The sequence below is a fragment of the Brevundimonas sp. genome (assembly GCF_036676055.1).
Lineage (GTDB): Bacteria > Pseudomonadota > Alphaproteobacteria > Caulobacterales > Caulobacteraceae > Brevundimonas.
In genome coordinates this window covers 64,803-89,227 of record NZ_JAKFDS010000055.1, presented here as the reverse complement: position 1 = coordinate 89,227, position 24,425 = coordinate 64,803, and the positions used below count along the sequence as shown (strand labels likewise).

Below are 24,425 nucleotides of genomic sequence, written 5' to 3'. Positions count from 1 at the left end.
TCAGGCCGACAGGCAGACGACCTGGGCCACGCGCAGGTCGCGGCGCAGGTCGTCGGCGACGAGGCCGTAGTTGTCGATGGTGACGGTGCGGCCCGTCAGCGGCTCGTCGGCTCGCTGCAGGCCGCGGACGGCGGGACCGAAGGTGTCGGGCGCGGTGGTGTAGATGCGGCCGCGCCGCGGGCTCTCGGCGATGGTCACGCCGACGGCGCGACCCTGGCGGTCGAGCGCCGGGGCTCCGGACAGGCCGGACAGGGTGCCGCCCAGCCGGTCGGTGCGGCCCACCTCGGCCCAGGCCAGAACCGGTTCGTCGCGCTGCCCCCGGCCGCGAACCCGGAGCGTCTCGCGGCCGAGCAGGCGCGAGGTGACCTCGCCGGCGCGGCCTTGCGGATAGCCCGGATGGAAGGCGCGCTGGCCCTTGCGCAGGGGCTGGCCGACGGCGACCGGAACGGCTGCGGGACCACCGGCCGTCTGCAACACAGCGATGTCGGCGCGGGGGGCGAGGCGGACATCGGCGGCGACGGCGCGACCGCCCCCGACCATGATGGCCGGGCGCCGACAGCCCTCGACGACGTGCCGGGCGGTGACCCAGCGGCCCTCGCGCGCGATCGAGAAGGCGGTGCCGGCGGCCGGCTGGAACGGGATGTCCGGGGCGTTGACGGTGACGGCGGGGTCGAACGGGGTGACCGGACCCAGCAGGGCGCCCTCCATCTCGTCGGGGGCCGGCGGGGCGGGCGGGGCGTCGGCGTTTTCACGCTGTCCCAGCGAGAGGCCGATCAGGGCCGCGAGCACGAGGGTGTAGATCACCCAGTCGGGCGGACGGGCCATCGCCTCAACCGGTCAGGGCGGCGGCGAGGATGACCGCGGTCGCGAGCTTGGCGCCGACCAGCAGCACCGCGGCCGAAACCTCGCCCTCGCGAATGCGCTGGGGCAGGCCGGTGAGCAGCAGGTCGACGATGCGGAAGGCCAGCAGCTGGAGAACCACGGTGGCGACGCCCCAGATCAGGATGTCCCGCACCGAGGTCGAGACGCTGAGGCTGACCGCCAGCGGCACGGCGAGGCCGACCAGGACGCCGGCGAAGGCGACCGAGGCGGCGGCGTTGCCCTCGCGGATCAGGGCGATCTCTTTCCACGGCGTCAGCAGGGCGTAGACCACCGCGCCGAGGACCAGCAGGCCGAGCGTCACCCCCAGATGGGCCACGGTCGTGGGGAAGCCGGTCGCGAAGGCCTGGACCTCGGGGCTTTCAAGCACGGTGGTGAGAGACGGGGAGTCCATGGCTGTCCGGGCGGCTGACACAGCCAAGGCTGTGCCCCATTGCGGCCCCAATCCGCAAGCGCGGCGGGGCCACAGTTGGTGAGGAATTGTTACAAACCTCGGGTTGTAGCGCCCCCGCAGTTCTACCGAAGGATCAGGCCGCCTCGACCGAGCCGGCGACGGCGGCCTGTTCGGCGCGGCGGACGCTGGCGCGGACCTTTTCGCTCTCGGACTTGAGCTGGCCGCAGGCGGCGAGGATGTCGCGGCCGCGCGGGGTGCGGATCGGCGAGGCGTAGCCGGCCTTGTTGAGGATGGCCGCGAACCGCTCGATCGTCTTCCAGTCCGAGCATTCGTAGTCGGTGCCGGGCCACGGGTTGAACGGGATCAGATTGATCTTGGCGGGGATGCCCTCGATCAGCTTCAGCAAGGCGCGGGCCTCGTCGGGGCTGTCGTTGACGCCCTTCAGCATGACGTATTCGAAGGTCACGCGGCGGGCGTTGGAAAGGCCGGGATAGGCGCGGATGCCGGCCATCAGCTGGGCCAGGTCGAACTTCTTGTTCAGCGGCACCAGCACGTCGCGCAGGGCGTCGTTGGTGGCGTGCAGGCTGATCGCCAGCATGGCCTGGGTGCGGGTTCCCAGCGCGTCCAGCTGGGGCACGACGCCCGAGGTGGAGACGGTGATCCGGCGGCGCGACAGGGCGATGCCCTCGTTATCGCTGATGATGTCGATGGCGTCGGCGACGTGGTCCAGATTGTAGAGCGGCTCGCCCATGCCCATGAAGACGATGTTGGACAGGCGGCGGTCTTCCTTGGGGGACGGCCATTCGCCGAGGTCGTCGCGGGCGACCTGGACCTGGGCCACGATCTCGGCGGCGGTCAGGTTGCGGACCAGCTTCTGGGTGCCGGTGTGGCAGAAGGTGCAGTTGAGGGTGCAGCCGACCTGGGACGAGACGCACAGGGCGCCGGCGCGGCCGACGTCGGGGATGTAGACGGTCTCGATCTCGATGCCGGGGGCGGTGCGGATCAGCCATTTGCGGGTGCCATCGTTCGACACCTGACGCTCGACGATCTCGGGGCGGGCGAGGGTGAAGCGCTCGGCCAGCTTCGCCTGCATGTCCCTGGCGACATTGCTCATCGCTGCGAAGTCGGTGACCCCGTAGTGGTGGATCCAGCCCCAGATCTGGCTGGCCCGCATCTTCGCCTTCTCGGGCGGGCAGACCCCGGCGTCGATCAGCGCCTGACGCAGGCCCGCGCGCGTCAGACCGGACAGGTTGACGGGCGCCGCCGGGGCGGTCGCTGACGTGCGCGAAAGGTCGAGCGTGAGGCTCAAGGCTGCATCCTTGGGTGGCGGGAGGCGCGGCTTATACCACAGATCGGGAAGGATTTAAGGCGGGAGCCGGACGGGGGGCGTGGGCTTGATATTACCCGGGTAAAACACAAAAACACCGTCCGAACCGTCCGAATCGTGCGGACCGTCCGGTTTGACCGCCGGGCGACGGCGGAAGGTTCGAAAGACCGGCGCGATCCTACCACCGTCCCCTCCTATGGCGGGTTCAGGACGCTGGAGCGGGAGCTGTGTTGAGGAAAAACAACCGGTTGGCTGGCAAGATTGTGATGGCTGGCGGCGGATTTGCAGCGCAGCAATCCGGCTCAACCGTCCGTCAACCGACCGGATGCATCTTGTCCCGGATGAACCGGTTCCGGCGGAGGATGGCGGCCAGGGATGCGCGCGAGGCGCAACGTCTGACGCGTATCCAGCGCCGCTTCGGCAACGTTCATCGCCCGCATAATCGGAGGGTGGCCGCGCATCGATTTGGACGCTTCGCGCGGTCGTCAGCCCCCCCGTTTCTGATCGTCTTCGGCGGCGTGTTTATAGCGCTGGTTCTGAGCCCATTTCCGCCGCTCCAGTCGATCCGCCACGTCGCAGCGGCGCCGGGCTGCACGGCAAGCCGCGCCGTCGGCCTGGCGCCGGCGGTTGCAGGCGCCGCCGGTTACTGGACACGAAACGACCAAGACGGCGACGGCGTAGCCTGCGAGGCGCTTCCTCCAGCTCAGGCTGAGCGGGGCATGCCCTTTGCCAACTGCACGGCCGCCCGCGCGGCCGACGCCGCCCCCGTTCGCTGGGGCCGGCCGGGCTTCGGACCGCATCTCGACGCCGACGGAGACGGGGTCGGCTGCGAGCCTCACGGCCTCCGCTGATCCCCTTCAGTCCGCCCCCTCCTCGATCACGTCGATCCGATCGTCGTCGAGGCCGAAATGGTGGCCGATTTCGTGGATCAGGACGTGGGCGATGATTTCCGACAGGCCGACATCGCCGCGCTCGCACCATTCGTCGAGAATCGGCCGACGGTAGAGGAAGATGCGCGACGCTTCGGGGGCGGGACCCATGCCGTCCCGCAGGCCGATGTCGACGCCGTGATAGAGGCCGGTCAGCTCGAACGGGTCCTCCATCTCCATCATCGCCAGGGTCTCGTCGTCGGCGAAGTCGTCGACGCGGATGACCACGTCTCCGGCCAGGGAGCGAAACGGCTCGGGCAGCGCCGCGAACGCCTCGCGCGCCAGCCGGGCGAAGTCGTCGAGGGAGGGGGCGGGTTGGTCGGTCCACTTCATAGGAGGCAGTAGGCAGGAGGCAGCAGGAATTAGGAAGGGCGAACCTGGCTGACCTTACTGCCTGCTGCCCACTGCCTAATCCCTAGCCCCTGCTCCCTCATCGGGTATGGTTACCGAATCAGGGCGTGGGAGCTGATCAGACCAAATGGCCGAGGCCGACATCGCCTATGTCGCGACCGCGGGCGCCGCGGGGCTGGCCCTGGCGCTCAGCGCCTGGGCCGCGCGGCTGCGTCGGCGGCTGGCCGACCGGGTCCACGCCGCCGAGGCCGAACTGTCCGCGGCCCGCATCGCCCTGGCCGATCGGGATGGCGCCCTGGCGGCGTTCGAGGACGCGCGCCTGGCCCTGACCCCCGACGGACAGACCCGCCGGCTCGGGGCCCCGGCGGCCTGGACGGCGATCACCCGCGAACTTGTCGGCGAGGCGGCGGCCGACGCCGATCCGGCGCTGGCGGTGCTGGACGCCGTGCGCGCGGCGGCGGGGCCGCGGCTCGACGCCCTGATGGACCAGGGCGAGGCTTTCGACGCGGTGCTGGACGGCGCGGGCGGCGCCTGGGCGGTCGAGGGCCGGTCCTCGGCGGGCGCGGCCTGGCTGCGGCTGTCGCGGCTGGGCCTCGTGGGCACGGCGGCGGAAAGCGGCCTGGGCCTGCTGGCTGACGCCTATCCGGCCCCGACCTGGATCACCGACGCCGCCGGGCGGCTGGCTTGGGCCAACAAGGCGTGGCTGGCCGAGATGAAGGCCGACAGCATCGAGGCGGCGCGCGACAAGGGCCTGACCTTCGACCGCGGGGCCGACGCCATCGTCGCCGAGGCCGGGCGGCTGCACCAGCGGCAGGAAGGCTTCCGCTGGACCACCGGCGGCGGGCGGCGGCGGGCGTGGCGGATCGTGGCCGAGCCGGCCCCCGGCGGGGCCGGGGCGGTGCTGGCCTTCGCCCTCGACATGACCGAGGCGGAAGAGACGCGGGACACCCTGCGCCGCCACGTCGAGGCCCATGACGAGACGCTGAACCACCTCGCCGACGCCGTGGCCATCTTCGGCCCGTCGAAGCGGCTGGCCTTCCACAACACCGCCTTCCAGACCCTGTTCAACATCGATCCGGCCTGGCTGGACGAGCGGCCGACCCACGCCGAGCTTCTGGACCGGCTGCGCCAGCGCCGGCTGCTGCCGGAGGTCATCGACTACGCCGGCTGGAAGGCCAATGAGCTGGACTTCTACGGCGCCGCCGAGGCCGCGCCGGACGACAGCTGGTCCCTGCCGGACGGTCGGACGCTGCGGGTGGTGCGCCAGCCGCATCCGCTGGGCGGGGTGCTGCTGCTGTTCTCGGACATCACCGACGAGCTGAAGCTGCGCAGCCGGTTCAACGCCCAGATCCAGGTGCAGAAGGCGACGCTGGACAAGCTCAACGACGCCGTCGCCGTGTTCGGTTCGGACGGCCGCATCCGCCTGCACAACGAGGCCTTCGACACCTTCTGGGGCGTCAGCGGCGAGGCGCTGGACGCGGCCGGGGATTTCGACGCCGTGGCCGCCCTTTGCCAGTCGACCATGCCCGACCCGGCCCTGTGGCTGGGCCTCAAGGCGCGGGTGGCCGATCCCGATCCGGAAAGCCGGGTGCCGATCTCGGGCGAGGGCCGGACGACGGACGGCCGCATCGCCTCGTGGCAGACCCGGCCCCTGCCCGACGGCGCCACCCTGGTGGCCTTCTCGGACATCACGGCCCGGCGCGGACTGGAGCAGGCGCTGGCCGCCAAGGCCCAGGCGCTGGAGGAATCGACGGCGCTGAAGCGCGAGTTCGTCGGCAGCGTCTCTTATGAATTGCGCACGCCGCTGACGACCATCGTCGGCTATTCCGAACTGCTGGAAAGCCAGGCCGACCTGCCCGAGCGCAGCCGCCAGCACGCCGGGGCCATCCGCATCGCGGCCAGCCAGCTGGCCGGTTCGATCGACGACGTGCTGGACATGGCCCAGATCGACGCCGGCGAGATGGAGCTGACCCTCGGCGACATGCGGGTCTGCGACCTGCTGGACGAGGCGGCGGACCGGGTGCGCGAGCGGATCGAGGCCCGGGGGGCGACCCTGACCGTGACCTGTCCGTCCAGTCTGAAGCCGATCCGGGCCGACGCCCAGCGGGTCGGGCAGGCGCTGGAATATCTGCTCGACAACGCCGTCCGGGCCGTGTCCGAGGGCGGGGCGGTGACCCTGAGCGCCGAGGCCGCGCCGTCGGAGGTCCGCATCCGCGTCGAGGACACAGGGCGCGGCATTCCCTACCACCTGCAGGCCCACGTCTTCGACCGCTTCGTCAAGCGCGAGCGGGGCGGACCGGGCGTCGGCCTGGCCTTGGTCAAGGCCCTGGTCGAGCTGCACGGCGGCTGGGCCGAGGTCGAGAGCGAGCCGGGCAAGGGCGCGGCCTTCATCCTGCACCTGCCGCTGGAGGCGACCAGCGTGGCGGCGGCGCCGGAGTTGCGGCTGGGCTAGTCAACCCCATCCCGCTCGCCCCGTCGAAAGCCGGGACCCGGTGCTTTGGAAGATGACTCCGACCGAGGCCCCAGGCGGTCGTCACGCAGCGCGAGCGTCAAGCCGGAGAGGACCGGGTCCCGGCTTTCGCCGGGATGAGCGGGAGACTATGGAAGGTTCAGTTCCGCAGGACCCTCGCCATGGCCAAACCCCTCAAGACCGCGCTGATCTACGATTTCGACGGCACCCTCGCCCGCGGCAATATGCAGGAGGTCACCTTCATTCCCTCGGTGGGCATGGGGGTCGGCGACTTCTGGGGCGCGGCGGACAAGCTGACCCGCGAGGCCGATGGCGACAACATCCTGATGTACATGCAGCTGATGCTGCAGCGGGCGCGGGAGAACGATCATCCCATCACCCGCAAGCTGCTGGCCGAGCACGGCGAGGACGTGAAGCTGTTCGACGGGCTGAAGTCCGACCTGACCGGCAAGGGCTGGTTCGACCGGATCAACGCCGTCGGCGCGAAATACGGGCTGGAGATCGAGCACTACATCATCTCGGCGGGGCTGGAGGAGATGATCGACGGCTGCCCGATCCGGCCGGAGTTCCGGCACGTGTTCGCCTCGAAATTCGTCTACGACGACAAGGGGGTGGCGATCTGGCCGGCGGTCGGCGTCAACTACACGACCAAGACCCAGTACCTGTTCCGCATCAACAAGGGCGTGCTGAACCACTGGGAGCACGAGAAGATCAACCGCTTCATGGCCGACGACGACCGGCCGGTGCCGTTCGAGCGGATGATCTTCCTCGGCGACGGCGACACCGACGTGCCGACCATGAAGATGATGCACACCAAGGGCGGCTATTCGATCGCCGTCTATGATCCGCGCAACTCCGAGCGCGACCAGCAGAAGATTTACGGCCTGATCTCGGAGGACCGGGTCAATTTCGTCGCCGCCGCCGATTACCGCGAGGGCTCGGCGCTGGACCTGATCGTCAAGGGGCTGATCGGCCGGATCGCCATCACCGCCGGGACCATGCCGGACGGAGTCTAGCGCCCGCCGGAGCGCATCAGGGCGTCGCGGGCGGCGGCGAGGCGGGACGGGACCAGGCCGCGCAGCGAGGCCGCGGCCCCGAGACGCTTCACCCCGGCCTCCTGACCCTTGCGCCAGACCACCTCGGCTTCGACGGCGGTGGCCTGGGCGATGTCGACGATCACCACCCGGCCCGGCAGGGAGAGATTGCGGTCCAGCCGCAGGCGGGCGCCCGTGGTGGACAGATCGAGGATCAGGCAGGCCATCTCCAGCCCGGGCGCGACCACGAGGCCGCGCGCATTGGCGGGCGAGCGGGGCTCGAGCCGGCGGTCGTCTGGCCTGTTCATCGGTCGATCGCTACGGGCTGACGGTTTCGATCCAGTTTCACCGTGACGCTGGCGCGGACCCCGCCGGTCAGCATGCGGCGGGTGACGCGTTCGAAATACTGGATGAAGCCGGCCAGACGGCGGCGCTCGTCCTGCGGCAGATCGTCCGGGGCGACGCCGAGCAGGTCCGCCTCCTGCTGGCTGCGCCAGTCGAGCACGACCTCGAAGCCCGGCGCCTGGAGGAACAGGATGGCGTCGAAGCGGGCGGCGAAGTCCGCATAGGGGCCGGCCACGAAGGCGTTGACCGCGCGCCGCCAGCCGCCGTCCGGGTCGCGCTCGCGCTCGAGGGCGTTCAGGGGCGCGGCGAGGGCGGCCGCGTCCTCGGCCAGGGCGCCGAGACACCAGGCGTCGATCAGTATGGCCGAGGGGCGGCCCCGGAAGCGGCGCCAGCGGTCGCGGGGCCGGCGGTCGTCGCCGCGCTTGTCGAAATCGGGGATCAGGGTCTCGTCGTCCGGCCCCGCGGTCGAGAGGGCGTCGATCAGGTCCCCGAGCAGGGCCAGGTCGTGGGTCCCGGGCGGGCCGCGCGTGACGAACAGCGGATGGAGCTCGCACGCAAGGGCCTCGCGTTCGGCCCGGGTCAGATAGACGTCGTCGATGGAGATCTGCGCCGCGCCGAAGTGGTCGGCGGCGGCGCGGGCGAGGGTGGTCTTGCCCGACCCCTGGGCGCCGACGACGGCGATCAGCGGCGGGCGATCCCTGGGGCCGTCGGCGATCAGCCGGCCGACGAGCTCGACCAGGTCGGGGTGCGCGCGGCCCACGGCCTTCAGTGCTGGGATTCGGGCAGGCGGACGATCAGGCCGTCGAGGTCGTCGCTGACCCGGATCTGGCACGACAGGCGGCTGTTCGGCTGGACGTTCTCGGCGAAGTCGAGCATCGACTCCTCCATGGCCGAGGCGCGGCCGGTCTCGGCGGCGAAGGCCTCGTCGACATAGACGTGGCAGGTGGCGCAGGCGCAGGCCCCGCCGCAGTCGGCGTCGATGCCGGGCACATTGTTGCGGATCGCCCCCTCCATGACGGAGAGGCCGTTCTTCACCTCGACCACATGCTCGCGGCCGTCGTGCTCGATGTAGGTCACCTTGGCCAAGTCAGGCGGCCTCGGTCTTCTTCCGCGACGGCGAGACCATCAGCTTCTTGGTCTCGGCGATGGCCTTGGCCGGGTTCAGACCCTTGGGGCAGACCTGGGCGCAGTTCATGATGGTGTGGCAGCGGTAGAGCTTGAACGGGTCCTCGAGGTCGTCGAGCCGCTTGTCGGTGGCGTCGTCGCGGCTGTCGGCGATCCAGCGGTAGGACTGCAGCAGGGCGGCAGGGCCGAGGTATTCGGTCTGGTTCCACCAGTAGCTGGGGCAGGAGGTCGAGCAGCAGGCGCACAGGATGCACTCGTACAGGCCGTCCAGTTTCGAACGCTCCTCCGGCGTCTGCAGCCGCTCGGTCTCGGGGTCCGGGTCGTCGGACTGGAGGTAGGGCTGGATCGAGTCGTACTGGGCGTAGAACAGGGTCAGGTCGGTGACCAGGTCCTTGACCACCGGCTGGTGCGGCAGGGGGGCGATGGCGATGGTCGAGGAGGAACACTCCTCCCAGCCCTTGGTGCAGGCCAGGGTGTTGCGCCCGTCGATGTTCATCGAGCAGGAGCCGCAGATGCCCTCGCGGCACGAGCGCCGGAAGGTCAGGGTCGGGTCGATCTCGTTCTTGATGTGGATCAGGGCGTCCAGCAGCATCGGGCCGTGGTCGTCGGCCGAGACCTCATAGACGTCCCAGCGCGGGTCCGCGTCGACCTCGGGATCGTAGCGATAGACCTTGTAGGTCTTGACGTTCTTCGCGCCGGCCGGGGCCTTGTGAACCTTGCCGGTTGTGGGCTTCGAGCCCTTGGGGAGAGTCAGCTGGACCATCAGTACACCCGCGCCTTGGGTTCGATGTAATCGATGTCCGTCGACATCGTGTAGTTGTGGACCGGGCGGTAATCGATCTTCACCGCGTCGCCCGGGACCTTCCAGGCGAGGGTGTGCTTCATCCACTCGGCGTCGTTGCGGTCCGGATAGTCCTCACGGGCGTGGGCGCCGCGGCTCTCGGTGCGGTTCAGGGCGCCCTCGATGGTGACGAGGGCCTGATCGATCAGGTTGTCGTACTCGAGGGTCTCGACCAGGTCGGTGTTCCAGATCAGGCCGCGGTCGGTGGTCTTGATGTCATCGCCCGAGGCGTGGATGGCGCGCAGCTTGGACACGCCCTCCTCGAGAGTCTTGCCGGTGCGGAACACGGCGGCGTCGGACTGCATGGCGCGCTGCATGGCGATGCGCAGCTTCGCCGTCGGCGTCGAGCCGTTGGCGTTGCGGAAGCGATCGAGGCGGGCCAGGTGGGCGTCGGTGGCCGAGGCCGGGGCGTCGGGCACCTTCGAGGTCTTGTCGACCACCTCGCCGCAGCGCAGGCCGGCGGCGCGGCCGAAGACGACGAGGTCGGTCAGGCTGTTGGAGCCGAGGCGGTTGGCCCCGTGCACCGAGACGCAGGCCGCCTCGCCGACCGCCATCAGGCCGGGCACGACGCTGTCGGCATTGTCGCCGACCTTGGTCAGGACCTCGCCGTGATAGTTCGTGGGGATGCCGCCCATGTTGTAGTGGACGGTCGGCAGGACCGGGATCGGCTGTTTGGTGACATCGACGCCGGCGAAGATCTTGGCCGATTCCGAGATGCCCGGAAGCCGCTCGTGCAGGACCGCCGGGTCGAGGTGGTCGAGGTGCAGGTGGATGTGGTCCTTGTTCGGACCCACGCCGCGACCTTCACGGATCTCGATGGTCATGGAGCGGCTGACCATGTCGCGCGGAGCCAGGTCCTTCACGGTCGGCGCATAGCGCTCCATGAAGCGCTCGCCCTCCGAGTTGGTCAGGTAACCGCCCTCGCCGCGGGCGCCCTCGGTGATCAGGCAGCCGGCGCCGTAGATGCCGGTCGGGTGGAACTGCACGAACTCCATGTCCTGCAGCGGCAGGCCGGCGCGCAGCACCATGGCGTTGCCGTCGCCGGTGCAGGTGTGGGCGCTGGTGGCCGAGAAATAGGCGCGGCCGTAACCGCCGGTGGCCAGGATCACCAGCTTGGCCCGGAAGCGATGCATCGTGCCGTCGTCGAGCTTCAGCGCCGTCACGCCGGTGCAGGCGCCGTCCTGCATGATCAGGTCGAGGGCGAAATATTCGACGAAGAACTCGACCTCGCGACGAACCGACTGGCCGTACAGGGTGTGCAGGATGGCGTGGCCGGTGCGGTCGGCGGCGGCGCAGGTGCGCTGCACCGGGCCCTCGCCGAAGTTCCGCGTCATGCCGCCGAAGGCGCGCTGGTAGATCTTGCCCTCGTCTGTGCGCGAGAAGGGCACGCCCCAGTGCTCGAGCTCATAGACGGCCTTGGGGGCGTTGCGGACGAGGTATTCGATGGCGTCCTGGTCGCCCAGCCAGTCCGACCCCTTGACGGTGTCGTACATGTGCCACTGCCAGCTGTCCTCGCCCATGTTGCCGAGGGAGGCGGAAATGCCGCCCTGGGCCGCGACGGTGTGCGAGCGGGTCGGGAAGACCTTGGTGACGCAGGCGACCTTCAGACCCTGCTGGGCCGCGCCGAGAGCGGCGCGCAGGCCGGAGCCGCCGGCGCCGACGACGACGACGTCATAGGCATGGTCGACGAATTCATAAGCAGCCACGCGATCAGGCTCCGAAACCGGCCGGCAGCGGGGCGGAACCCAGCGCCAGTCGCACGATGAAGAAGACGCCCGCAGCGGCCAGCACGAGGCACAGCAGGCCGATGAAGGCGAGCAGGGCGGCGCGCGAGGCGGGCTTGTGGATGTAGTCGTCGACGATGACCTTGAGGCCCATGTTCATGTGCCACAGGCTGATCAGCAGGGTCACGGCCATCAGGGCCGCGTTGACCGGCGAGCGGAACCAGTCCAGCGCGCCGTCGTAGCCGGAGCCCGACATCGTCCAGCCGCTCCACAGGCCCCACAGCGTGAGGGGGACGAGGATCAGCGACGACAGCCGTTCCTGCACCCATTCGCCGGCGCCGTGGCGTTCGGAGACCTTCACGCCCTTGATGTAGCTCTTGGTCAGGCGGCTCAAAGGACGACCCTCCCGGTCATGAACAGTCCGGCCCAGAAGGCGATCGCGACGACGACGCCGATCACGATCGAAGCCGTGGACAGGGCGTTGGCCGACTTCGGCGTCAGCCCCTCGCCCGCATCCCAGATCAGGTGGCGGACGCCGCCGGCGAAATGCACGGCCAGGGCGACGGTCAGACCGAACCAGACCAGCAGGCCCAGCGGCGACCCCATCCAGCCGGTGAAGGTCGCATAGGCGTCGGGTCCAAAGGCCAGGGCCATCAGCCACAGCGCCACCAGCACGGCGCCGACAGCCAGCGCTCCGCCGGTCATCCGGTGCAGGATCGATCCCAGCATGGTGACGTGCCAGCGCCAGATCTGCAGGTGGGGCGAGAGGGGCCTGACGCGGCCGTTCGGCTGGCGCACGAAGCGGCCGGTCTGGTCTTCGGTCGGATCGTTGGAAGCGTCGCCCGACAAGGGGGAAGTCGACATGCGAATGGTTCTCAGAAACCTGAGCGAAATCAGCCGCTCGAAATCGGTGATCAGGCTTTAGTCCAGCGGCGCCGCAGGGGTCAACGAAGCGTAGGCGGATGCGACGCCGAGGAACACGAATTCGCGGTCGGGGGGCGCCGGCTTTGCGCCTTCGGGCCGAAGGCGGCAATGTGCGCCCATGTCGGGATTTCTGATCGCCGCGCTGGCCGGGTTGCTGACGCCGCAGGCCGCGCCCCATCCGTCAACGCTGGAGTCCTATACGGCGCCGGTGATCCGGCCGTTCGAGCCCGGTTCCGACCTCGGGCGGGAAGTCGCCCAGGGCGACTCCCCGGCTGCGCCGCATCGACCGGCCCTGACCGCGCCGGTCACGGTCGACGCCTACCGGGGCGCCTATGAGTTCGCCCCGACCGATGTGGAGATCGCCTACGACCAGGGCGTGGCGTCAGCGGAACGACGGGCCGACCAGACCGCGGGGCCGCTGGACGGGTCCTGGCGGGTGACCGACGCCGACGGCCGCCTCCTCTATGAACTGGTGCTGATGGATTCCGGCGCGGGCCCGGTCGAGGGGGGATGGCGCAACCGCGACGGGGCCGGCGGCGTCGTCTCCGACGGACGCACCCTGACGCTGGAGGGCGGCGGCGCAGTCGAACTGGATCGCGCCGGAACCGGCTGGCGTGGCCGGCTGACCGTCAATGGTCAGAGCCGGGCGGTGACGCTCAACCGGCCTGGCTGAGCCGGATCCGCGAGGCGGCGGCCTGCAGGGCGGCGGGCCCGTACGGCAGGGCGGCGCCCCGGCCCCAGACCGGATCGGGCCACAGGCCGTCATCGTGGCGGCGGCCCACCACATGGACATGAAGCTGGGCCGTGACGTTGCCGAGGGCGGCGACATTGAGCTTCTGCACCGGGCGATGGGCCGCCTCAGCGAGCATGCGAACTACATCCCCGGCGCGGACGATCTCCTCCATCAGGGCGGCGCGCCCGGCGGGGTCGAGGTCGGCGATCTCGTGCAGACCCTCGCGGCGCGGGATCAGGATCAGCCACGGAAAGCGGGTGTCGTCCTGCAGCCGCACCTGGCACAGCGGCCAGTCGCAAACCACGATGGAGCCCGGGTCGAAGGCGGGGTCGGCTTTGAAATGCGGCGTCATGCCCCTTCGGTCGCCCGGCCCGGCGGCCGCGTCAACCGCAGCCGCATCAGTTCAGCGCATAGACCACGCAGGCCCGGTCGGTCAGTTCGCGCAGCGGCGGCTGGAGGGCCAGGCGGGCCGACTCGATCTGCTGCTCGTTGGGCGCGCCGCGCTCCGCGGCCATGACGGGCGGCGGCGGCGGGGGAACGAAGGCGGGCTGGAATTCGACGTCGGTGGCGAGACCGCCGGAGCCGTAGGCGGGCCAGCCAGCCAGCACATCCGTTTCGCATGCCCTTCCGGTCGGATCGATCACCTTGACTCCGCCCAGGCCGGCGCCGGCGTTGGATGCCGCGGCGCGGGCCCGTCGGGCGGCGTCCTTGACCGCCTCGCCCTGAAGCCAGGTCTTCACGGCGTTGTCAGGCTCCAGGTTGAAGCCGACCGGGCCGATCGAGGTCGGCTGGGACGCCACGACGGTGGCGTAGACCCGCTCCAGCACCCGCGTGTCACGCACGGTGACGCTGATTGTCGCGTCGGCCTGGTAGCGTTCGATCTGGTCGGCCCGGGCGTTGTCGCGCAGCACGCCGCTTTCATCGCGGTACTGATCATACAGCGGGCGGGTGGACACGGTGGTCTCGACCCGGACCGCGTCCACGCCATAGGCGGCGAGCGCCTGACTGAGGGCCCGGACCTGATCAGCCGCCTTGCGCGAGGCGTCCGCGGCGGTCCTGTCGACAGACTGGAAGCTGGCGCTGAAGGCCGCGCGGTTGGCCGCGACCTGGGTTCGGACTTCGCCGATCGAGGCGATCACCGGCTCGCGCATCCACCACGGTGCAGGGATGTAGCGCTCGCCGATGGTGGCCGGCGGGGTCTGGGCGACGGCGACCGCCGGGGCGACGACGGGGGCGGCGAAGACGCCGGCGAGGGCGACCGCGATCAGTCGGTTCATGAGAAGCTCCTTGTCTCGTCGGATCGTGCCCGCAGCAAGGCTTGGGGTAAACCGCCGGGCGGCGATCGTCAGGCGGCGTCAGCCTATGGCGCTTATAGATAAAATCTATCGCTTCTTCGTGTTTCCAATCATTGACATTGTGCAACGCAACAGCCAATTCGCGGCTGCGGCGCCGCTCCCCCGGCGCTCCAGAGCTTCCCTATTCAGAACCATCAGGAGAACAGCGCATGCTGGGCGTCGGTCAAAAACTGCCGGACTTCAAGATCATCGGCGTCAAGCCGGGCTTCAACAGCCACGAGGAAAACGGCGTCTCGGCCTTTGAGCCGATCACCAACGAGAGCTTCGAAGGCAAGTGGAAGGTCATCTTCTTCTACCCGAAGGACTTCACCTTCGTGTGCCCGACCGAAATCGCCGAGTTCGCCTCGCTGGCGCGTGACTTCGACGACCGCGACACCGTCGTTCTGGGCGGCTCGACCGACAACGAGTTCGTCAAGCTGGCCTGGCGTCGTGACCACGCCGACCTGAACAAGCTGCCGATCTGGCAGTTCGCCGACAACGGCGGCAAGTTCGCCCGTGATCTCGGCGTGCTCGACGAGGCCGAGGGCGTCGCCCTGCGCGCCACCTTCGTGGTCGATCCGCACAATGTCGTGCAGCACGTCTATGTCACCAACCTGAACGTGGGTCGCGCCCCGGCCGACACCCTGCGTGTCGTCGACGCCCTGCAGACCGACGAACTGTGCGCCTGCAACCGCCCGGTCGGCGGCGAGACGCTCGCTGCGTAAGGCGGCGTCCTGAGTGGCGGGAGGCGGCGGCGTCTGTATCGCCGCCTTCCGCGCTCGCTCTCTTTTTTGGGCGCTATGCTCGGCTCGCGGAGCCTCGCGACTTGAGCGCGGCCGCGCCCGCCTCCCATGACTTACTGCGGCTCAAGCAGCGCGACCGCGTCGCGCGCGATAGCCGCTTCCCGAAGGGAACCTCCCAAAATGTCGATCGATACGCTCCGCGACCTCATCCCCGCCTACGCCAAGGACATTTCCCTGAACCTCGGTTCGCTCGCGTCGGAGACGGTGCTGAACGATCAGCAGAAATGGGGCTGTTTCCTCGCCTCGGCCCATGCGGTCGGCGTCGCGCCGGTGGTGCGGGCGATCGAGGCCCAGGCGGCCTCCGTCCTGACGCCCGAGGCGCTGAACGCGGCCAAGTCGGCCGCCGCCATCATGGGCATGAATAACGTCTACTACCGGACGCTGCACCTGATGAAGAACACCGAGTACACGACCATTCCCGCCCGCCTGCGGATGAACGTCCTGGCCAATCCGGGCGTCGAGAAGATGGATTTTGAACTGTGGTCGACGGCGGTCAGCGCCATCAACGGCTGCGGCGCCTGCCTCGACGCCCACGAGGGTGAGCTGCGCAAGCACGGCGTGCCGGCGACCCAGGTCCAGGCGGCGCTGCGCATCGGCGCCGTGGTCCACGCCGCCAGCCGGATCGTGGCTTCGGAAGCGGCGCTGGCGGGCTGAGGCTCAGGCCGCGGCGAAGGCCAGCGGCGCGCCCCAGAACTGGGCCACCAGATCGGACTGCGGCCCGGGCTGGCCGGTGGTGAGAAAGTCCCGCCGGCCCGAGCCGCCCAGGGCGTATTCGGGATGGCGCTGGAAATAGCGATCCAGCGCGTCGGCGACGGCGGTCGGCTGGTGGATCACCGGCGTGCCCGGCGGCAGGGCGGCCGCGAACAGGTCGGCGACGATCTCGTAGTGGGTGCAGCCGAGAATGGCCTTGTCCGGATGGCGGCCGATGCGGCGGCGCAGGGCGTCGACGTGGTCGTTGACGACCACCTTCAGCTCGTCCGTCGGGGCGCCAAGCTCGATCAGGCCGGCGAGGCCGGGGCAGGGCTCGGAGAAGACGGCCAGATCCTCGCGCCGCTTGTCGATCTCGATCTCATAGACGCGGCTCATCGCCGTGGCGGCGGTGCAGAAGACGCCGGTGATCTCGATGGCTTCCTTCTTCTCGCCCTCGGCGATCCGTTCGGCCTCGTAGGTCCACGGCAGGCCAGTGGCCGCCTCGATGGTCGGGACGATGATGCCCAGCACGTTGACGGGGCGGCCGTGCCGGGCGCGCGCCTCGGGGACCCAGCTCTGCTGCAGGCGGCGAAGGGCGATGGCGCTGGCGGTGTTGCAGGCCAGGACGATGACATTGGCGCCGGCCTCGAACAGCCGTTCGCAGCCGGCCCGGGTCAGGTCGACGATCTCCTCGCCGCCGCGCCCGCCGTAGGGGGCGTTGGCCTGGTCGGCCAGATAGACGAAGTCCCGCTCGGGGAACCGCCGGGTCAGCTCGCGGTGGACCGTCAGCCCGCCCACGCCGGAGTCGAATACGCCAATCGCCATGCCGCGCGCTTTAGACGCAGGGCCGGACCGCGTCCATGTCCAAGATTACGGCCCGTTCAGGTGACAGTCAGCGGCGGGAGCGCCTAGGTTGGTCCGAACCATTCGGAACCGACGGAGCCTGCCCATGCATCGACGCCAACTTCTCATCGCCGGGGGCAGCCTGTTCGCCCTGTCGGCCTGCGCCTCCGACGGCATGGACATGGGCGGCGGCTCGCCCTCCGGCCTCGGCGAAGACGCCCGGATCGGCCGGGCCGTGCTGCCCGCGCAGACGCCGCGCGCGGAGCTGCTGCAGCCGTGGACCGGACCGTATGAGGGCGTGCCGCCGTGGGACAAGGTCAGCGCGCCCAAGCTGCGCGAGGCGATCCTGGAAGGCATCGAACTGCAGCGCGCCGAGATCGAGGCCATCGCGGCCAATCCGGCCCCGGCCACCTTCGCCAACACCCTGGTCCCCTACCAGATGGCCGGCGAGCCGCTGGACCGGGCCTCGACCCTGTTCGGGGTGATGACCCAGAACATCGGCTCGGACGACTACCAGGCCGTCGACACCGAGGTGTCGCCCCTGCTGTCCGCCGCCGGCGACGAGATCACCTTCAACGAGCGGCTGTTCGCCCGCATCAAGGCGGTGGCCGACGGCGCCGCCGCGGCCGGCCTGACGGCGGAGCAGACCCGCCTCGCCGAGCGCACCCGTGACGCCTTCGTCCGCAACGGCGCGGCGCTGGACGCCGCTGGCAAGGCCGAGCTGGGCCGGATCAACACCGCCCTGTCCAACGCCTTCACCAGCTTCGGCCAGAAGGTGGTCGCCGACGAGAACGCCTTCACCCACATTCCGGACGAGTCCGGGGTGGCCGGCCTGCCGGCCTCGAACAAGGCCGCCGCCGCGGCCGCGGCGCGCAGCCGCAATCTGACCGGCTATGCGATCGTCAACACCCGCTCCAGCGTCGATCCCTTCCTGTCCTTCGGCGACGACCGCGGGCTGCGCGAGACGGTCTGGCGGAAGTTCGTCAACCGGGGCGACAACGGCGACGGCAATGACACCAACGCCATCATCGCCGAGATCGTGAAGCTGCGGGCCGAGCGCGCCCGCCTGCTGGGCTTCGCCAACCACGCCGAATGGCGGATGCAGGACACGATGGCGAAGACCCCCGCCGCCGCCATGGACCTGATGAACCGGGTCTGGGCGCCGGCCAAGGCGCGGGTGGCCGAGGAGGTCGCCGACATGCGTGCGATCGCGGGTCACGACATCGAGCCGTGGGACTACCTCTACTATGCCGAGAAGGTCCGGAAGCAGAAGTACGACCTCGATCAGAACGAGCTGAAGCCGTATTTCGAGCTGAACAACGTCAAGCGCGGCGCCTTCCATATGGCCGAGCGCCTGTACGGCTATCAGTTCACGCCGCTGCCGAAGGGGACGGTCCCGGTCTTCCATCCCGACGTCGAGGTGTTCGAGGTCACGAACAAGGCTGACGGCAGCCACGTCGGCCTGTTCTACTCCGACGACTTCGCCCGCTCCGGCAAGCGGTCGGGGGCGTGGATGACCACCTACCGGTCCTATTCGACCTATGACGGCGTCAAGAACGTGCTGGCGTCGAACAACAACAACTTCATCAAGGCCGAGGGCGGCGAGCCGATCCTGATCTCGCTGGACGACGCCGAGACCCTGTTCCACGAGTTCGGCCACGCCCTGCACTATCTGTCGTACAGGATCACCTATCCGGCCCTGGGCGGCACCCCGCGCGACTACGTCGAATATCCGTCGCAGGTGCACGAACACTGGGTGCTGAGCCGGCCGATCCTCGACGGCTTCATGAAGCATGTGGAGACCGGTCAGCCGATGCCGCAGTCGCTGGTCGACAAGGTCGAGGCCGCCGCCACCTTCAACCAGGGCTATGCGACGGTCAGCTATCTGTCGTCGGCCCTGGTCGACATGGACCTGCACACGCGGGCCACGCCGCCGACCGACATCGACGCCTTCGAGCGCGAGAGCCTGGCGCGCTACGGCATGCCGAAGGAGATCGTGATGCGGCACCGCCTGCCGCAGTTCAATCACCTGTTCACCTCGGACGCCTATTCGGCCGGCTACTACAGCTACCTGTGGTCCGAGGTCATGGACGCCGACACCTGGGCCTATTTCGAGGAGTCGGGCGACGTCTTCAACCCGGACATCGCGGCCCGCTACAAGGCCATCATCCTGTCCGAAGGCAACACCACCGACCGCGGCGAGGCCTATCGCCGGTTCCGCGGCCGCAACCCTGACGTGACAGCCCTGCTCAAGGTCCGGGGTTTCCCGGTGTCTTGAGCAAGGCTCGCCGCCTGAGCGCGATCCGATAAGAAAAGGGCCCGGCGGAGCGATCCGCCGGGCCTTTTCCTTGCGCTCAGGCGACCAGCGGAACGCGGCTGAGGGCGTAGTCGACCTGGGCCGCGCCCGGCAGGCGGGCGACGGCCTCGTCACGGACGGCGGCCCGGCAGTCGGCGCGGCCGGCCGTCATCGGCACGCCGCGGCACATCTTGCGGGCGGCGGCGCGAACCCGGGTGTCGAAGGCCTCCGCCCCGGCCGGGGTGGACAGGTCCAGATCGCCCCAGGCGATGCGGACCTCCCCGGCGGAGGCCGAACCGGCGGCGGCGAGGGTCAGGACGGCGACGAGAGAAGCGAGAGTTTTCATGGCGATCTCCTGCGGAGAGCTGCGTCGCTCATGGGCGGCGACGGAGCGGGAGATACGGCCCCGCTGTTGCGGCCTGATGTGGATTTCGCGGCAAAATAGCGACGTCGGGTGAATTCGCGGAAACCTGAACGCCGATCAGGGTCGCCTTGTCTTCGCCCGGCTTTTCCGCCATAAGCCGCCGCTTCCGACGCAAGTGAACCTCGCGTCTCCACCTGCACGACCCCCGAACCATCGGGACGAGGCAGGCGAGAACCCCCCGCCGACGTGATCGTCGCCGGGGGCTGTTGTCGTATGGAGCCGTTTCGCCTGCGCCAACAGAGGTTGTGAATGTTCGAGGCTCTGAACGAGCGGCTGACAGGCGTCTTCGACCGGATCACCGGGCGCGGCGCCCTGTCCGAAAAGGACGTGGCCGAGGCGATGCGCGAAGTGCGCGTGGCGCTGCTCGAGGCCGACGTCGCCCTGCCGGTCGTCAAGGACTTCATCGCCTTCGCCACCGAGCGCGCCACCGGCGAGGAGGTCATCCGTTCGGTCAAGCCGGCCGATCAGGTGGTCAAGATCGTCTATGACGGTCTGGTCGAGATGCTGGGCGGCGAGGAGCCGACCCCGATCAATCTGAACGCCGCGCCGCCCGCCGTCATCCTGATGGCCGGCCTGCAGGGCTCGGGCAAGACCACGACCTCTGCCAAGCTGGCGCTGCGGCTGACGAAGTTCGATCGCAAGAAGGTCATGATGGCCTCGCTGGACACGCGTCGTCCGGCGGCGATGGAGCAGCTGCAGACCCTCGGCAAGCAGATCGAGGTCGCCGTCCTGCCGATCGTGGCCGGCGAGAGCCCGGTGCAGATCACCAAACGCGCCCTCCAGTCGGCCAGGCTGCAGGGCTTTGACGTCCTGATCCTCGACACCGCGGGCCGGATCACCCTCGACGAAGCCCTGATGGCCGAGGTGGCGGAAGTCGCCGCCGTGTCGAAGCCGGTGGAAACCCTGCTGGTCGCCGACAGCCTGACCGGTCAGGACGCCGTGCGCACCGCCCGCGCCTTTCACGAACGCCTGCCCCTGACCGGCCTGGTCCTGACCCGCGCCGACGGCGACGGGCGCGGCGGCGCCATGCTGTCGATGCGGGCCGTCACCGGCCTGCCGATCAAATATCTGGGCGCCGGCGAAAAGGTCGACGCCCTCGAGGTGTTCGACGCCCGCCGCGTCGCCGGCCGCATCCTCGGCCAGGGCGACATCGTCGCGCTCGTCGAGAAGGCCTCGCAGGAACTCGACCAGTCCAAGGCCGAGGCCATGGCCCGCAAGCTGGCCAAAGGCCAGTTCGACCTCAACGACCTCGCCGCCCAGCTGCAGCAGATGAAGCGCATGGGCGGTCTGCAGGGCATCATGGGCATGCTGCCGGGCGTGGCCAAGATGAAGGCCCAGATGGCCGACGCCAATATCGACGACCGGATGATCGCCCGTCAGGAGGCCATCATCAGCTCGATGACCAGGATCGAGCGCAAGAAACCCGACCTGCTCAACGCGAGCCGCAAGAAGCGCATCGCCAAGGGCGCCGGGGTCGAGGTCCAGGAGATCAACCGCCTGCTCAAGCAGCACCGGCAGATGGCCGACATGGTCAAGTCGATGTCCAAGGGCGGCGGCAAGGGCCTGAAACAGATGGCCGCCATGATGGGCATGCCCGGCATGGGCGGCGGCGGCGACATGGCCCGCCTCAAGGCGTTGGGCGGCGGCAAGATGCCCGAGCCGACGGCCGAAGACATGAAAGCCATCCAGGACCGGCTCGCCGGACTGGGCGGCGGACAACTGCCGGGAGGCCTTCCGGGCCTGCCGGGCTTTCCTCCCAAGAAATGATTTCGCTTAAAGAAAGAGACTGAAAATGTTGAAGATTCGTCTGGCCCGCGGCGGCGCCAAGAAGCGCCCGTACTACTACATCGTGGTGGCTGACTCGCACTCGCCCCGCGACGGCAAATTCATCGAGCGCGTCGGCACCTACAATCCGATGCTGCCGCGCGACGGCGAGCAGAAGCGCGTCAGCCTGAAGGCCGACCGCATCGCCGAATGGCTCGGCAAGGGCGCCCAGCCGACCGACCGCGTCGCCCGCTTCCTGAGCCAGGACGAGACCCTGGCCGACAAGGTCAAGTGGACCCAGTCGAACAACCCGAAGAAGGCCGAGCCGGGCAAGAAGGCCCAGGAACGCGCCGCCGAGCGCGCCCAGCGCGAAGCCGACCGCGCCGAGGCCGAAGCCGCCGCCAAGATCGAGGCCGCTGAAGCCGCCGTCCGCGCCAAGGAAGAGGCCAAGGCCGCCGCCGAGGCCGCCAAGAACGCGCCGGCTCCGGAGCCGGAAGCCGCTGCTGAAGAGGCTCCGGCCGCTGACGCCGTGACCGAGGAGGCTCCGGCCGCCGAAGCCGCCGCTGAAGAAGCCCCGGCCGCTGAAGCGACCGAAGAAGAAAAGACCGAGGCCTAAGGGCCCGGTTTCCGCCCCGGCGGAGACGATGCGATCGGAAAGCAGCGCCCGGACGCCCGGGCGCTGCTTTTCTGTTATCGGGACAGACCAACAGGGAGGCGCGGATGCCCACCGACAGCAAACTCATCCTCGTCGCCCAGATCGCCGGCGGGTTCGGGGTCAAGGGCGAGGTGCGGGTGACGGCCTACACCGCCGACCCGATGGCCCTGCTGTCCTATGGGCCGTTGCTGCGCGCCGACGGCTCGGTCGGTCTGACCCTGACCTCGGCGCGGCCCGAGAAGAACGGCGTGGTCGGGCGGGCGAAGGAGATCGCCACCAAGGAGCAGGCCGACGCCCTGCGCGGCCTCAAGCTGCACATCCCGCGCGAGCGCCTGCCGGAGCCCGACGAGGACGAATTCTATCTGACCGATCTGGTCGGGCTGGAAGCCCGCGACCCGGACGGCGCGGTGCTGGGCGCGGTCAAGTCGGTGCAGAATTTCGGGGCCGACGACATGCTGGAGATCGCACCGGCCGCCGGCGGCCCGACCTGGTATCTGCCGTTCACCCGGGAGGCCGTGCCCGAACTGCACATCGCCGCCGGCTGGCTGCTGGCCGTGCGCCCGACCGAGGTCGGCGAGCGGGAGCCCGACTGACGGACGGCGCGTTCCGGAGGTCATGCCCTCCAGCGTCATCCGCCGCTTCAGCTATGACGAGCCCCGGCGCCGCCTGCGGGTGACCTTCGTCAGCGGCGACGTCTACGAGTACGACGGCGTCCCGCCCGAGGTGCACGCGGCCTTCCGCGAGGCGTTTTCGAAGGGCCGCTTCTTCGGGCCCAACATCCGCGACCGCTATCCCTTCCGACGCGTCGAGCGCGGTCTTCCCGCGGACTGAGACGCCGGTCGCCCGCTTTTGCCCGGGACCGAACCGTGCCTATGCTGCCGTTTCGCGACCGATCGGAGTGACGTGATGCGCCGGACCGTTCTCGCCCTGCTGGTCGTGACCGCCCTGGCGGCGGCCTGTCAGCAGCCAACCGCCGAAACGCCCGCGGCCGAACCCGGGCCGACCGCCGCCGCGCCGCCCATGATGCCCGCGGACGCCCCGCCGCAGGAAGAGATCGATCCGGCCCTGACCGCCGGAGCCACCGGCGAGCCGGTCTCCTGCCTCGATCAGATCGGGCCGGAGGCCTCGGCCCGACTGGTCGAACGCTGCGTCGCGGTCAGCCCCGCCACCCGGCCGCCGTGCAACGCGGCCAACCCCTGCGCCCTGATCCAGGGCGAGATCGACCGGGCCTGCGAAATGTACGCCCCCGGCGAGGCCCGCCCGACGGAGTGTGGCGCTTAACGGTTCCTACAACCTGACGTCCTAGTCTGGGATGGCCATGACGCCTGTCCAGACCCCTCCCGACCTGCGCGCCCTGACGACGCTGAGGTTCCTCGCGGCCCTGTGGGTGGTGCTGTTCACGGCCTGGCCGCATCTCGACGTCAGCTTCGTGCCGGTCGCGGTGACGAAGGGCTATCTGGGCGTCGAGGTCTTCTTCGTCCTGTCCGGATTCATTCTCAGCCACGTCTATCTCGAGGCCGCCGGGCGCGGCCGCGAGGGCGGCTTCAGCTATCGCGGCTTCCTGTGGGCGCGGATCGCGCGGGTCTATCCGCTGCATCTGGTCACGCTCGGGGGCATGATCGCGCTGGGCGTGGGGGCCACCGTCGCGGGCCTGACGGTCAGCGAAAGCCTGCTCGACTGGCGCTCCCTGCCCGCCCACCTCAGCCTGACCCATGCGTGGGGCCTGGCCTCCAGCGCCGCCTTCAACCATCCCTCGTGGTCGATCTCGGCCGAGTGGTTCGCCTATCTCAGCTTCCCCGCCTTCGCCTTCGTGGCGTGGCGGATGCGTGAGCGGCCGGTGCTGGCCACGGCCCTGGCCGCCGCCGGCGCCGTGGCGCTGTACGCCGTGTTCGAACCGGCGGCCGGCTACTCGCTGACCGAGGCGACCTTCCGCTGGGGGGCGCTCAGGATCGTGCCGTGTTTCGCGCTGGGCTGCGCCCTGTACCTGATCCACCGCCGCGCGCCCGTGCGCCACGGCGGCCTGATCGCCCTCGCCTGTGGAATCGGCCTGCTGGTCAGCGCCTCGCTGGGCCTGTGGGACCCGATCGTGGTGCTGTTCGCCGGGGGCCTGATCCTGGGCCTCGGCGGGCTCGACAACGACCGCGCCGGGGTTCTGGCCTCCAGGGCCGGCGTGTATCTCGGCGAGATCTCCTATTCGATCTACATGGTCTGCGCACCCGTGCTGCTGCTGGGCGTCAATGTCGCGGCGCGGCTGACCGGCGCGGAAGACAAACGACTTCACGTGATTGTGTGGCTGGCGGTTCTGGCGGCGATCCCGGTCGCCGCGGCCCTGACCTACCACCTGGTCGAACGCCCGGCCCGCAAGGCTTTGCGCGGGCTGGCCGCGCGCAACCGCCCAGCCGGCCCGGAGGTCGCCCAACAGGCGAATTCGCCCGAAAGGGTTCTTCAACCCTCGGAAACTATCGTCTAAGGCTGATTCACCAGCAGGTCGGGACCTACGCCAGCATGATGAAACGGCTCACAGCCGCCGCGGTTGCGGC

28 protein-coding genes are annotated in these 24,425 nt (G+C 69.7%); 13 read left to right on the top strand and 15 right to left on the bottom strand.

What is annotated here, in order from left to right:
• From V6M45_RS09725 to rlmN, 3 genes are all read right to left on the bottom strand, one after another.
• Entirely contained in the window at nt 1-825 is an 825-nt protein-coding gene (locus V6M45_RS09725) for a S1 family peptidase (protein ID WP_332655904.1), read from the bottom strand.
• Nucleotides 826-829: 4 nt separating this feature from the next.
• Nucleotides 830-1,273 (bottom strand): DUF350 domain-containing protein, encoded by a 444-nt coding sequence (locus V6M45_RS09720; protein WP_332655902.1) that lies wholly within the window; start codon nt 1,271-1,273, stop codon nt 830-832.
• A 133-nt stretch (nt 1,274-1,406) separates the two neighbouring features.
• Nucleotides 1,407-2,582 carry a 23S rRNA (adenine(2503)-C(2))-methyltransferase RlmN gene (gene rlmN, locus V6M45_RS09715; protein ID WP_332655900.1) on the bottom strand — a complete coding sequence of 392 codons (1,176 nt, stop codon included), beginning with the start codon at nt 2,580-2,582 and terminating at the stop codon, nt 1,407-1,409.
• A gap of 248 nt (nt 2,583-2,830) precedes the next feature.
• Here rlmN and V6M45_RS09710 point away from each other — a divergent pair, with 248 nt between their 5' ends.
• A complete protein-coding gene (locus tag V6M45_RS09710; RefSeq protein ID WP_332655898.1) occupies nt 2,831-3,451 on the top strand; it encodes an excalibur calcium-binding domain-containing protein in 621 nt (206 codons plus the stop codon).
• A 6-nt stretch (nt 3,452-3,457) separates the two neighbouring features.
• Here V6M45_RS09710 and V6M45_RS09705 read toward each other — a convergent pair whose 3' ends face one another.
• Entirely contained in the window at nt 3,458-3,862 is a 405-nt protein-coding gene (locus V6M45_RS09705; RefSeq protein ID WP_332655896.1) for a metallopeptidase family protein, read from the bottom strand.
• A gap of 145 nt (nt 3,863-4,007) precedes the next feature.
• Here V6M45_RS09705 and V6M45_RS09700 point away from each other — a divergent pair, with 145 nt between their 5' ends.
• Together V6M45_RS09700 and V6M45_RS09695 are read left to right on the top strand one after the other, a co-directional pair.
• On the top strand, nt 4,008-6,332 hold the full coding sequence (locus V6M45_RS09700) for a PAS domain-containing sensor histidine kinase (protein ID WP_332655894.1): 2,325 nt from the start codon (nt 4,008-4,010) through the stop codon (nt 6,330-6,332).
• 179 nt (nt 6,333-6,511) lie between these two features.
• Nucleotides 6,512-7,366, top strand: a complete 855-nt coding sequence (locus V6M45_RS09695; RefSeq protein ID WP_332655892.1) for an HAD family hydrolase — start codon at nt 6,512-6,514, stop codon at nt 7,364-7,366.
• Here V6M45_RS09695 and V6M45_RS09690 read toward each other — a convergent pair.
• From V6M45_RS09690 to sdhC, 7 genes are read right to left on the bottom strand one after another with little or no spacing between them, the layout of a single operon-like run.
• Nucleotides 7,363-7,692, bottom strand: coding sequence for a PilZ domain-containing protein (locus V6M45_RS09690; protein WP_332655890.1), 330 nt, complete (start codon nt 7,690-7,692; stop codon nt 7,363-7,365). The two genes, V6M45_RS09695 and V6M45_RS09690, sit on opposite strands and share 4 nt — an antisense overlap.
• Nucleotides 7,689-8,489, bottom strand: coding sequence for a kinase (locus tag V6M45_RS09685; protein ID WP_332655888.1), 801 nt, complete (start codon nt 8,487-8,489; stop codon nt 7,689-7,691). The genes V6M45_RS09690 and V6M45_RS09685 overlap by 4 nt, the downstream gene beginning before the upstream one ends.
• Nucleotides 8,490-8,494: 5 nt before the next feature.
• Nucleotides 8,495-8,815, bottom strand: coding sequence for a 2Fe-2S iron-sulfur cluster-binding protein (locus V6M45_RS09680; RefSeq protein WP_332655886.1), 321 nt, complete (start codon nt 8,813-8,815; stop codon nt 8,495-8,497).
• A gap of 1 nt (nt 8,816) precedes the next feature.
• Nucleotides 8,817-9,617 carry a succinate dehydrogenase iron-sulfur subunit gene (locus V6M45_RS09675; RefSeq protein ID WP_332655884.1) on the bottom strand — a complete coding sequence of 267 codons (801 nt, stop codon included), beginning with the start codon at nt 9,615-9,617 and terminating at the stop codon, nt 8,817-8,819.
• On the bottom strand, nt 9,617-11,401 hold the full coding sequence (gene sdhA / locus V6M45_RS09670; protein WP_332655882.1) for a succinate dehydrogenase flavoprotein subunit: 1,785 nt from the start codon (nt 11,399-11,401) through the stop codon (nt 9,617-9,619). Before sdhA ends, V6M45_RS09675 begins: the two co-directional genes overlap by 1 nt.
• Before the next feature lie 4 nt (nt 11,402-11,405).
• The gene (gene sdhD / locus V6M45_RS09665; protein ID WP_332655881.1) at nt 11,406-11,813 is read right to left on the bottom strand and encodes a succinate dehydrogenase, hydrophobic membrane anchor protein; all 408 of its coding nucleotides are present in this window, start codon (nt 11,811-11,813) and stop codon (nt 11,406-11,408) included.
• Nucleotides 11,810-12,283, bottom strand: coding sequence for a succinate dehydrogenase, cytochrome b556 subunit (sdhC, locus tag V6M45_RS09660; protein ID WP_332655880.1), 474 nt, complete (start codon nt 12,281-12,283; stop codon nt 11,810-11,812). Before sdhC ends, sdhD begins: the two co-directional genes overlap by 4 nt.
• A gap of 178 nt (nt 12,284-12,461) precedes the next feature.
• Here sdhC and V6M45_RS09655 point away from each other — a divergent pair, with 178 nt between their 5' ends.
• Nucleotides 12,462-13,016, top strand: coding sequence for a hypothetical protein (locus tag V6M45_RS09655; RefSeq protein ID WP_332655878.1), 555 nt, complete (start codon nt 12,462-12,464; stop codon nt 13,014-13,016).
• Here the strand turns inward: V6M45_RS09655 and V6M45_RS09650 are convergent.
• Both V6M45_RS09650 and V6M45_RS09645 read right to left on the bottom strand, forming a co-directional pair.
• Nucleotides 13,000-13,428, bottom strand: a complete 429-nt coding sequence (locus V6M45_RS09650) for an HIT domain-containing protein (RefSeq protein ID WP_332655877.1) — start codon at nt 13,426-13,428, stop codon at nt 13,000-13,002. The genes V6M45_RS09655 and V6M45_RS09650 overlap by 17 nt on opposite strands.
• Before the next feature lie 46 nt (nt 13,429-13,474).
• Nucleotides 13,475-14,353 (bottom strand): SIMPL domain-containing protein, encoded by an 879-nt coding sequence (locus V6M45_RS09645; protein WP_332655875.1) that lies wholly within the window; start codon nt 14,351-14,353, stop codon nt 13,475-13,477.
• Nucleotides 14,354-14,580: 227 nt separating this feature from the next.
• Here V6M45_RS09645 and V6M45_RS09640 point away from each other — a divergent pair, with 227 nt between their 5' ends.
• Together V6M45_RS09640 and V6M45_RS09635 are read left to right on the top strand one after the other, a co-directional pair.
• Nucleotides 14,581-15,135: a peroxiredoxin gene (locus V6M45_RS09640; RefSeq protein ID WP_332655873.1), complete on the top strand. Its 555-nt coding sequence runs from the start codon at nt 14,581-14,583 to the stop codon at nt 15,133-15,135.
• Nucleotides 15,136-15,333: 198 nt separating this feature from the next.
• Nucleotides 15,334-15,867 carry a carboxymuconolactone decarboxylase family protein gene (locus tag V6M45_RS09635; protein ID WP_332655871.1) on the top strand — a complete coding sequence of 178 codons (534 nt, stop codon included), beginning with the start codon at nt 15,334-15,336 and terminating at the stop codon, nt 15,865-15,867.
• A 3-nt stretch (nt 15,868-15,870) separates the two neighbouring features.
• Here the strand turns inward: V6M45_RS09635 and V6M45_RS09630 are convergent, their stop codons facing one another.
• Entirely contained in the window at nt 15,871-16,728 is an 858-nt protein-coding gene (locus tag V6M45_RS09630; protein ID WP_332655869.1) for a glutamate racemase, read from the bottom strand.
• 124 nt (nt 16,729-16,852) lie between these two features.
• Here V6M45_RS09630 and V6M45_RS09625 point away from each other — a divergent pair, with 124 nt between their 5' ends.
• Nucleotides 16,853-19,024 carry a M3 family metallopeptidase gene (locus V6M45_RS09625; protein ID WP_332655868.1) on the top strand — a complete coding sequence of 724 codons (2,172 nt, stop codon included), beginning with the start codon at nt 16,853-16,855 and terminating at the stop codon, nt 19,022-19,024.
• A 76-nt stretch (nt 19,025-19,100) separates the two neighbouring features.
• Here the strand turns inward: V6M45_RS09625 and V6M45_RS09620 are convergent, their stop codons facing one another.
• On the bottom strand, nt 19,101-19,388 hold the full coding sequence (locus tag V6M45_RS09620) for a UrcA family protein (protein WP_332655867.1): 288 nt from the start codon (nt 19,386-19,388) through the stop codon (nt 19,101-19,103).
• 327 nt (nt 19,389-19,715) lie between these two features.
• Between V6M45_RS09620 and ffh the strand changes: the two genes are divergently transcribed.
• The 6 genes from ffh (at nt 19,716) to V6M45_RS09590 (ending at nt 24,355) form a co-directional block, all read left to right on the top strand.
• Entirely contained in the window at nt 19,716-21,233 is a 1,518-nt protein-coding gene (gene ffh, locus V6M45_RS09615; RefSeq protein WP_332655866.1) for a signal recognition particle protein, read from the top strand.
• 25 nt (nt 21,234-21,258) lie between these two features.
• Complete coding sequence (gene rpsP / locus V6M45_RS09610; RefSeq protein WP_332655865.1) at nt 21,259-21,846, top strand: 30S ribosomal protein S16; 588 nt, start codon at nt 21,259-21,261, stop codon at nt 21,844-21,846.
• Between the two features lie 104 nt (nt 21,847-21,950).
• The gene (gene rimM / locus V6M45_RS09605) at nt 21,951-22,478 is read left to right on the top strand and encodes a ribosome maturation factor RimM (RefSeq protein WP_332655863.1); all 528 of its coding nucleotides are present in this window, start codon (nt 21,951-21,953) and stop codon (nt 22,476-22,478) included.
• Nucleotides 22,479-22,500: 22 nt separating this feature from the next.
• A complete protein-coding gene (locus V6M45_RS09600) occupies nt 22,501-22,716 on the top strand; it encodes a KTSC domain-containing protein (protein WP_332655861.1) in 216 nt (71 codons plus the stop codon).
• A gap of 75 nt (nt 22,717-22,791) precedes the next feature.
• Nucleotides 22,792-23,166: a hypothetical protein gene (locus tag V6M45_RS09595; protein ID WP_332655859.1), complete on the top strand. Its 375-nt coding sequence runs from the start codon at nt 22,792-22,794 to the stop codon at nt 23,164-23,166.
• A gap of 37 nt (nt 23,167-23,203) precedes the next feature.
• A complete protein-coding gene (locus V6M45_RS09590; RefSeq protein ID WP_332655858.1) occupies nt 23,204-24,355 on the top strand; it encodes an acyltransferase family protein in 1,152 nt (383 codons plus the stop codon).
• The last annotated feature ends 70 nt before the right edge of the window (nt 24,356-24,425 follow it).

Coding starts and splice junctions, on each gene's coding strand:
- V6M45_RS09720 (WP_332655902.1), bottom strand. CDS start 1,273: ATGGACTCCCCGTCTCTCACCACCGTGCTTGAAAGCCCCGAGGTCCAG.
- V6M45_RS09645 (WP_332655875.1), bottom strand. CDS start 14,353: ATGAACCGACTGATCGCGGTCGCCCTCGCCGGCGTCTTCGCCGCCCCC.
- sdhC (WP_332655880.1), bottom strand. CDS start 12,283: ATGTCGACTTCCCCCTTGTCGGGCGACGCTTCCAACGATCCGACCGAA.
- V6M45_RS09700 (WP_332655894.1), top strand. CDS start 4,008: ATGGCCGAGGCCGACATCGCCTATGTCGCGACCGCGGGCGCCGCGGGG.
- V6M45_RS09655 (WP_332655878.1), top strand. CDS start 12,462: ATGTCGGGATTTCTGATCGCCGCGCTGGCCGGGTTGCTGACGCCGCAG.
- V6M45_RS09600 (WP_332655861.1), top strand. CDS start 22,501: ATGCCCTCCAGCGTCATCCGCCGCTTCAGCTATGACGAGCCCCGGCGC.
- V6M45_RS09650 (WP_332655877.1), bottom strand. CDS start 13,428: ATGACGCCGCATTTCAAAGCCGACCCCGCCTTCGACCCGGGCTCCATC.
- V6M45_RS09695 (WP_332655892.1), top strand. CDS start 6,512: ATGGCCAAACCCCTCAAGACCGCGCTGATCTACGATTTCGACGGCACC.
- V6M45_RS09640 (WP_332655873.1), top strand. CDS start 14,581: ATGCTGGGCGTCGGTCAAAAACTGCCGGACTTCAAGATCATCGGCGTC.
- V6M45_RS09690 (WP_332655890.1), bottom strand. CDS start 7,692: ATGAACAGGCCAGACGACCGCCGGCTCGAGCCCCGCTCGCCCGCCAAT.
- V6M45_RS09620 (WP_332655867.1), bottom strand. CDS start 19,388: ATGAAAACTCTCGCTTCTCTCGTCGCCGTCCTGACCCTCGCCGCCGCC.
- V6M45_RS09725 (WP_332655904.1), bottom strand. CDS start 825: ATGGCCCGTCCGCCCGACTGGGTGATCTACACCCTCGTGCTCGCGGCC.
- rimM (WP_332655863.1), top strand. CDS start 21,951: ATGCCCACCGACAGCAAACTCATCCTCGTCGCCCAGATCGCCGGCGGG.
- V6M45_RS09635 (WP_332655871.1), top strand. CDS start 15,334: ATGTCGATCGATACGCTCCGCGACCTCATCCCCGCCTACGCCAAGGAC.
- rpsP (WP_332655865.1), top strand. CDS start 21,259: ATGTTGAAGATTCGTCTGGCCCGCGGCGGCGCCAAGAAGCGCCCGTAC.
- V6M45_RS09705 (WP_332655896.1), bottom strand. CDS start 3,862: ATGAAGTGGACCGACCAACCCGCCCCCTCCCTCGACGACTTCGCCCGG.
- V6M45_RS09675 (WP_332655884.1), bottom strand. CDS start 9,617: ATGGTCCAGCTGACTCTCCCCAAGGGCTCGAAGCCCACAACCGGCAAG.
- V6M45_RS09595 (WP_332655859.1), top strand. CDS start 22,792: ATGCGCCGGACCGTTCTCGCCCTGCTGGTCGTGACCGCCCTGGCGGCG.
- V6M45_RS09630 (WP_332655869.1), bottom strand. CDS start 16,728: ATGGCGATTGGCGTATTCGACTCCGGCGTGGGCGGGCTGACGGTCCAC.
- ffh (WP_332655866.1), top strand. CDS start 19,716: ATGTTCGAGGCTCTGAACGAGCGGCTGACAGGCGTCTTCGACCGGATC.
- V6M45_RS09590 (WP_332655858.1), top strand. CDS start 23,204: ATGACGCCTGTCCAGACCCCTCCCGACCTGCGCGCCCTGACGACGCTG.
- V6M45_RS09625 (WP_332655868.1), top strand. CDS start 16,853: ATGCATCGACGCCAACTTCTCATCGCCGGGGGCAGCCTGTTCGCCCTG.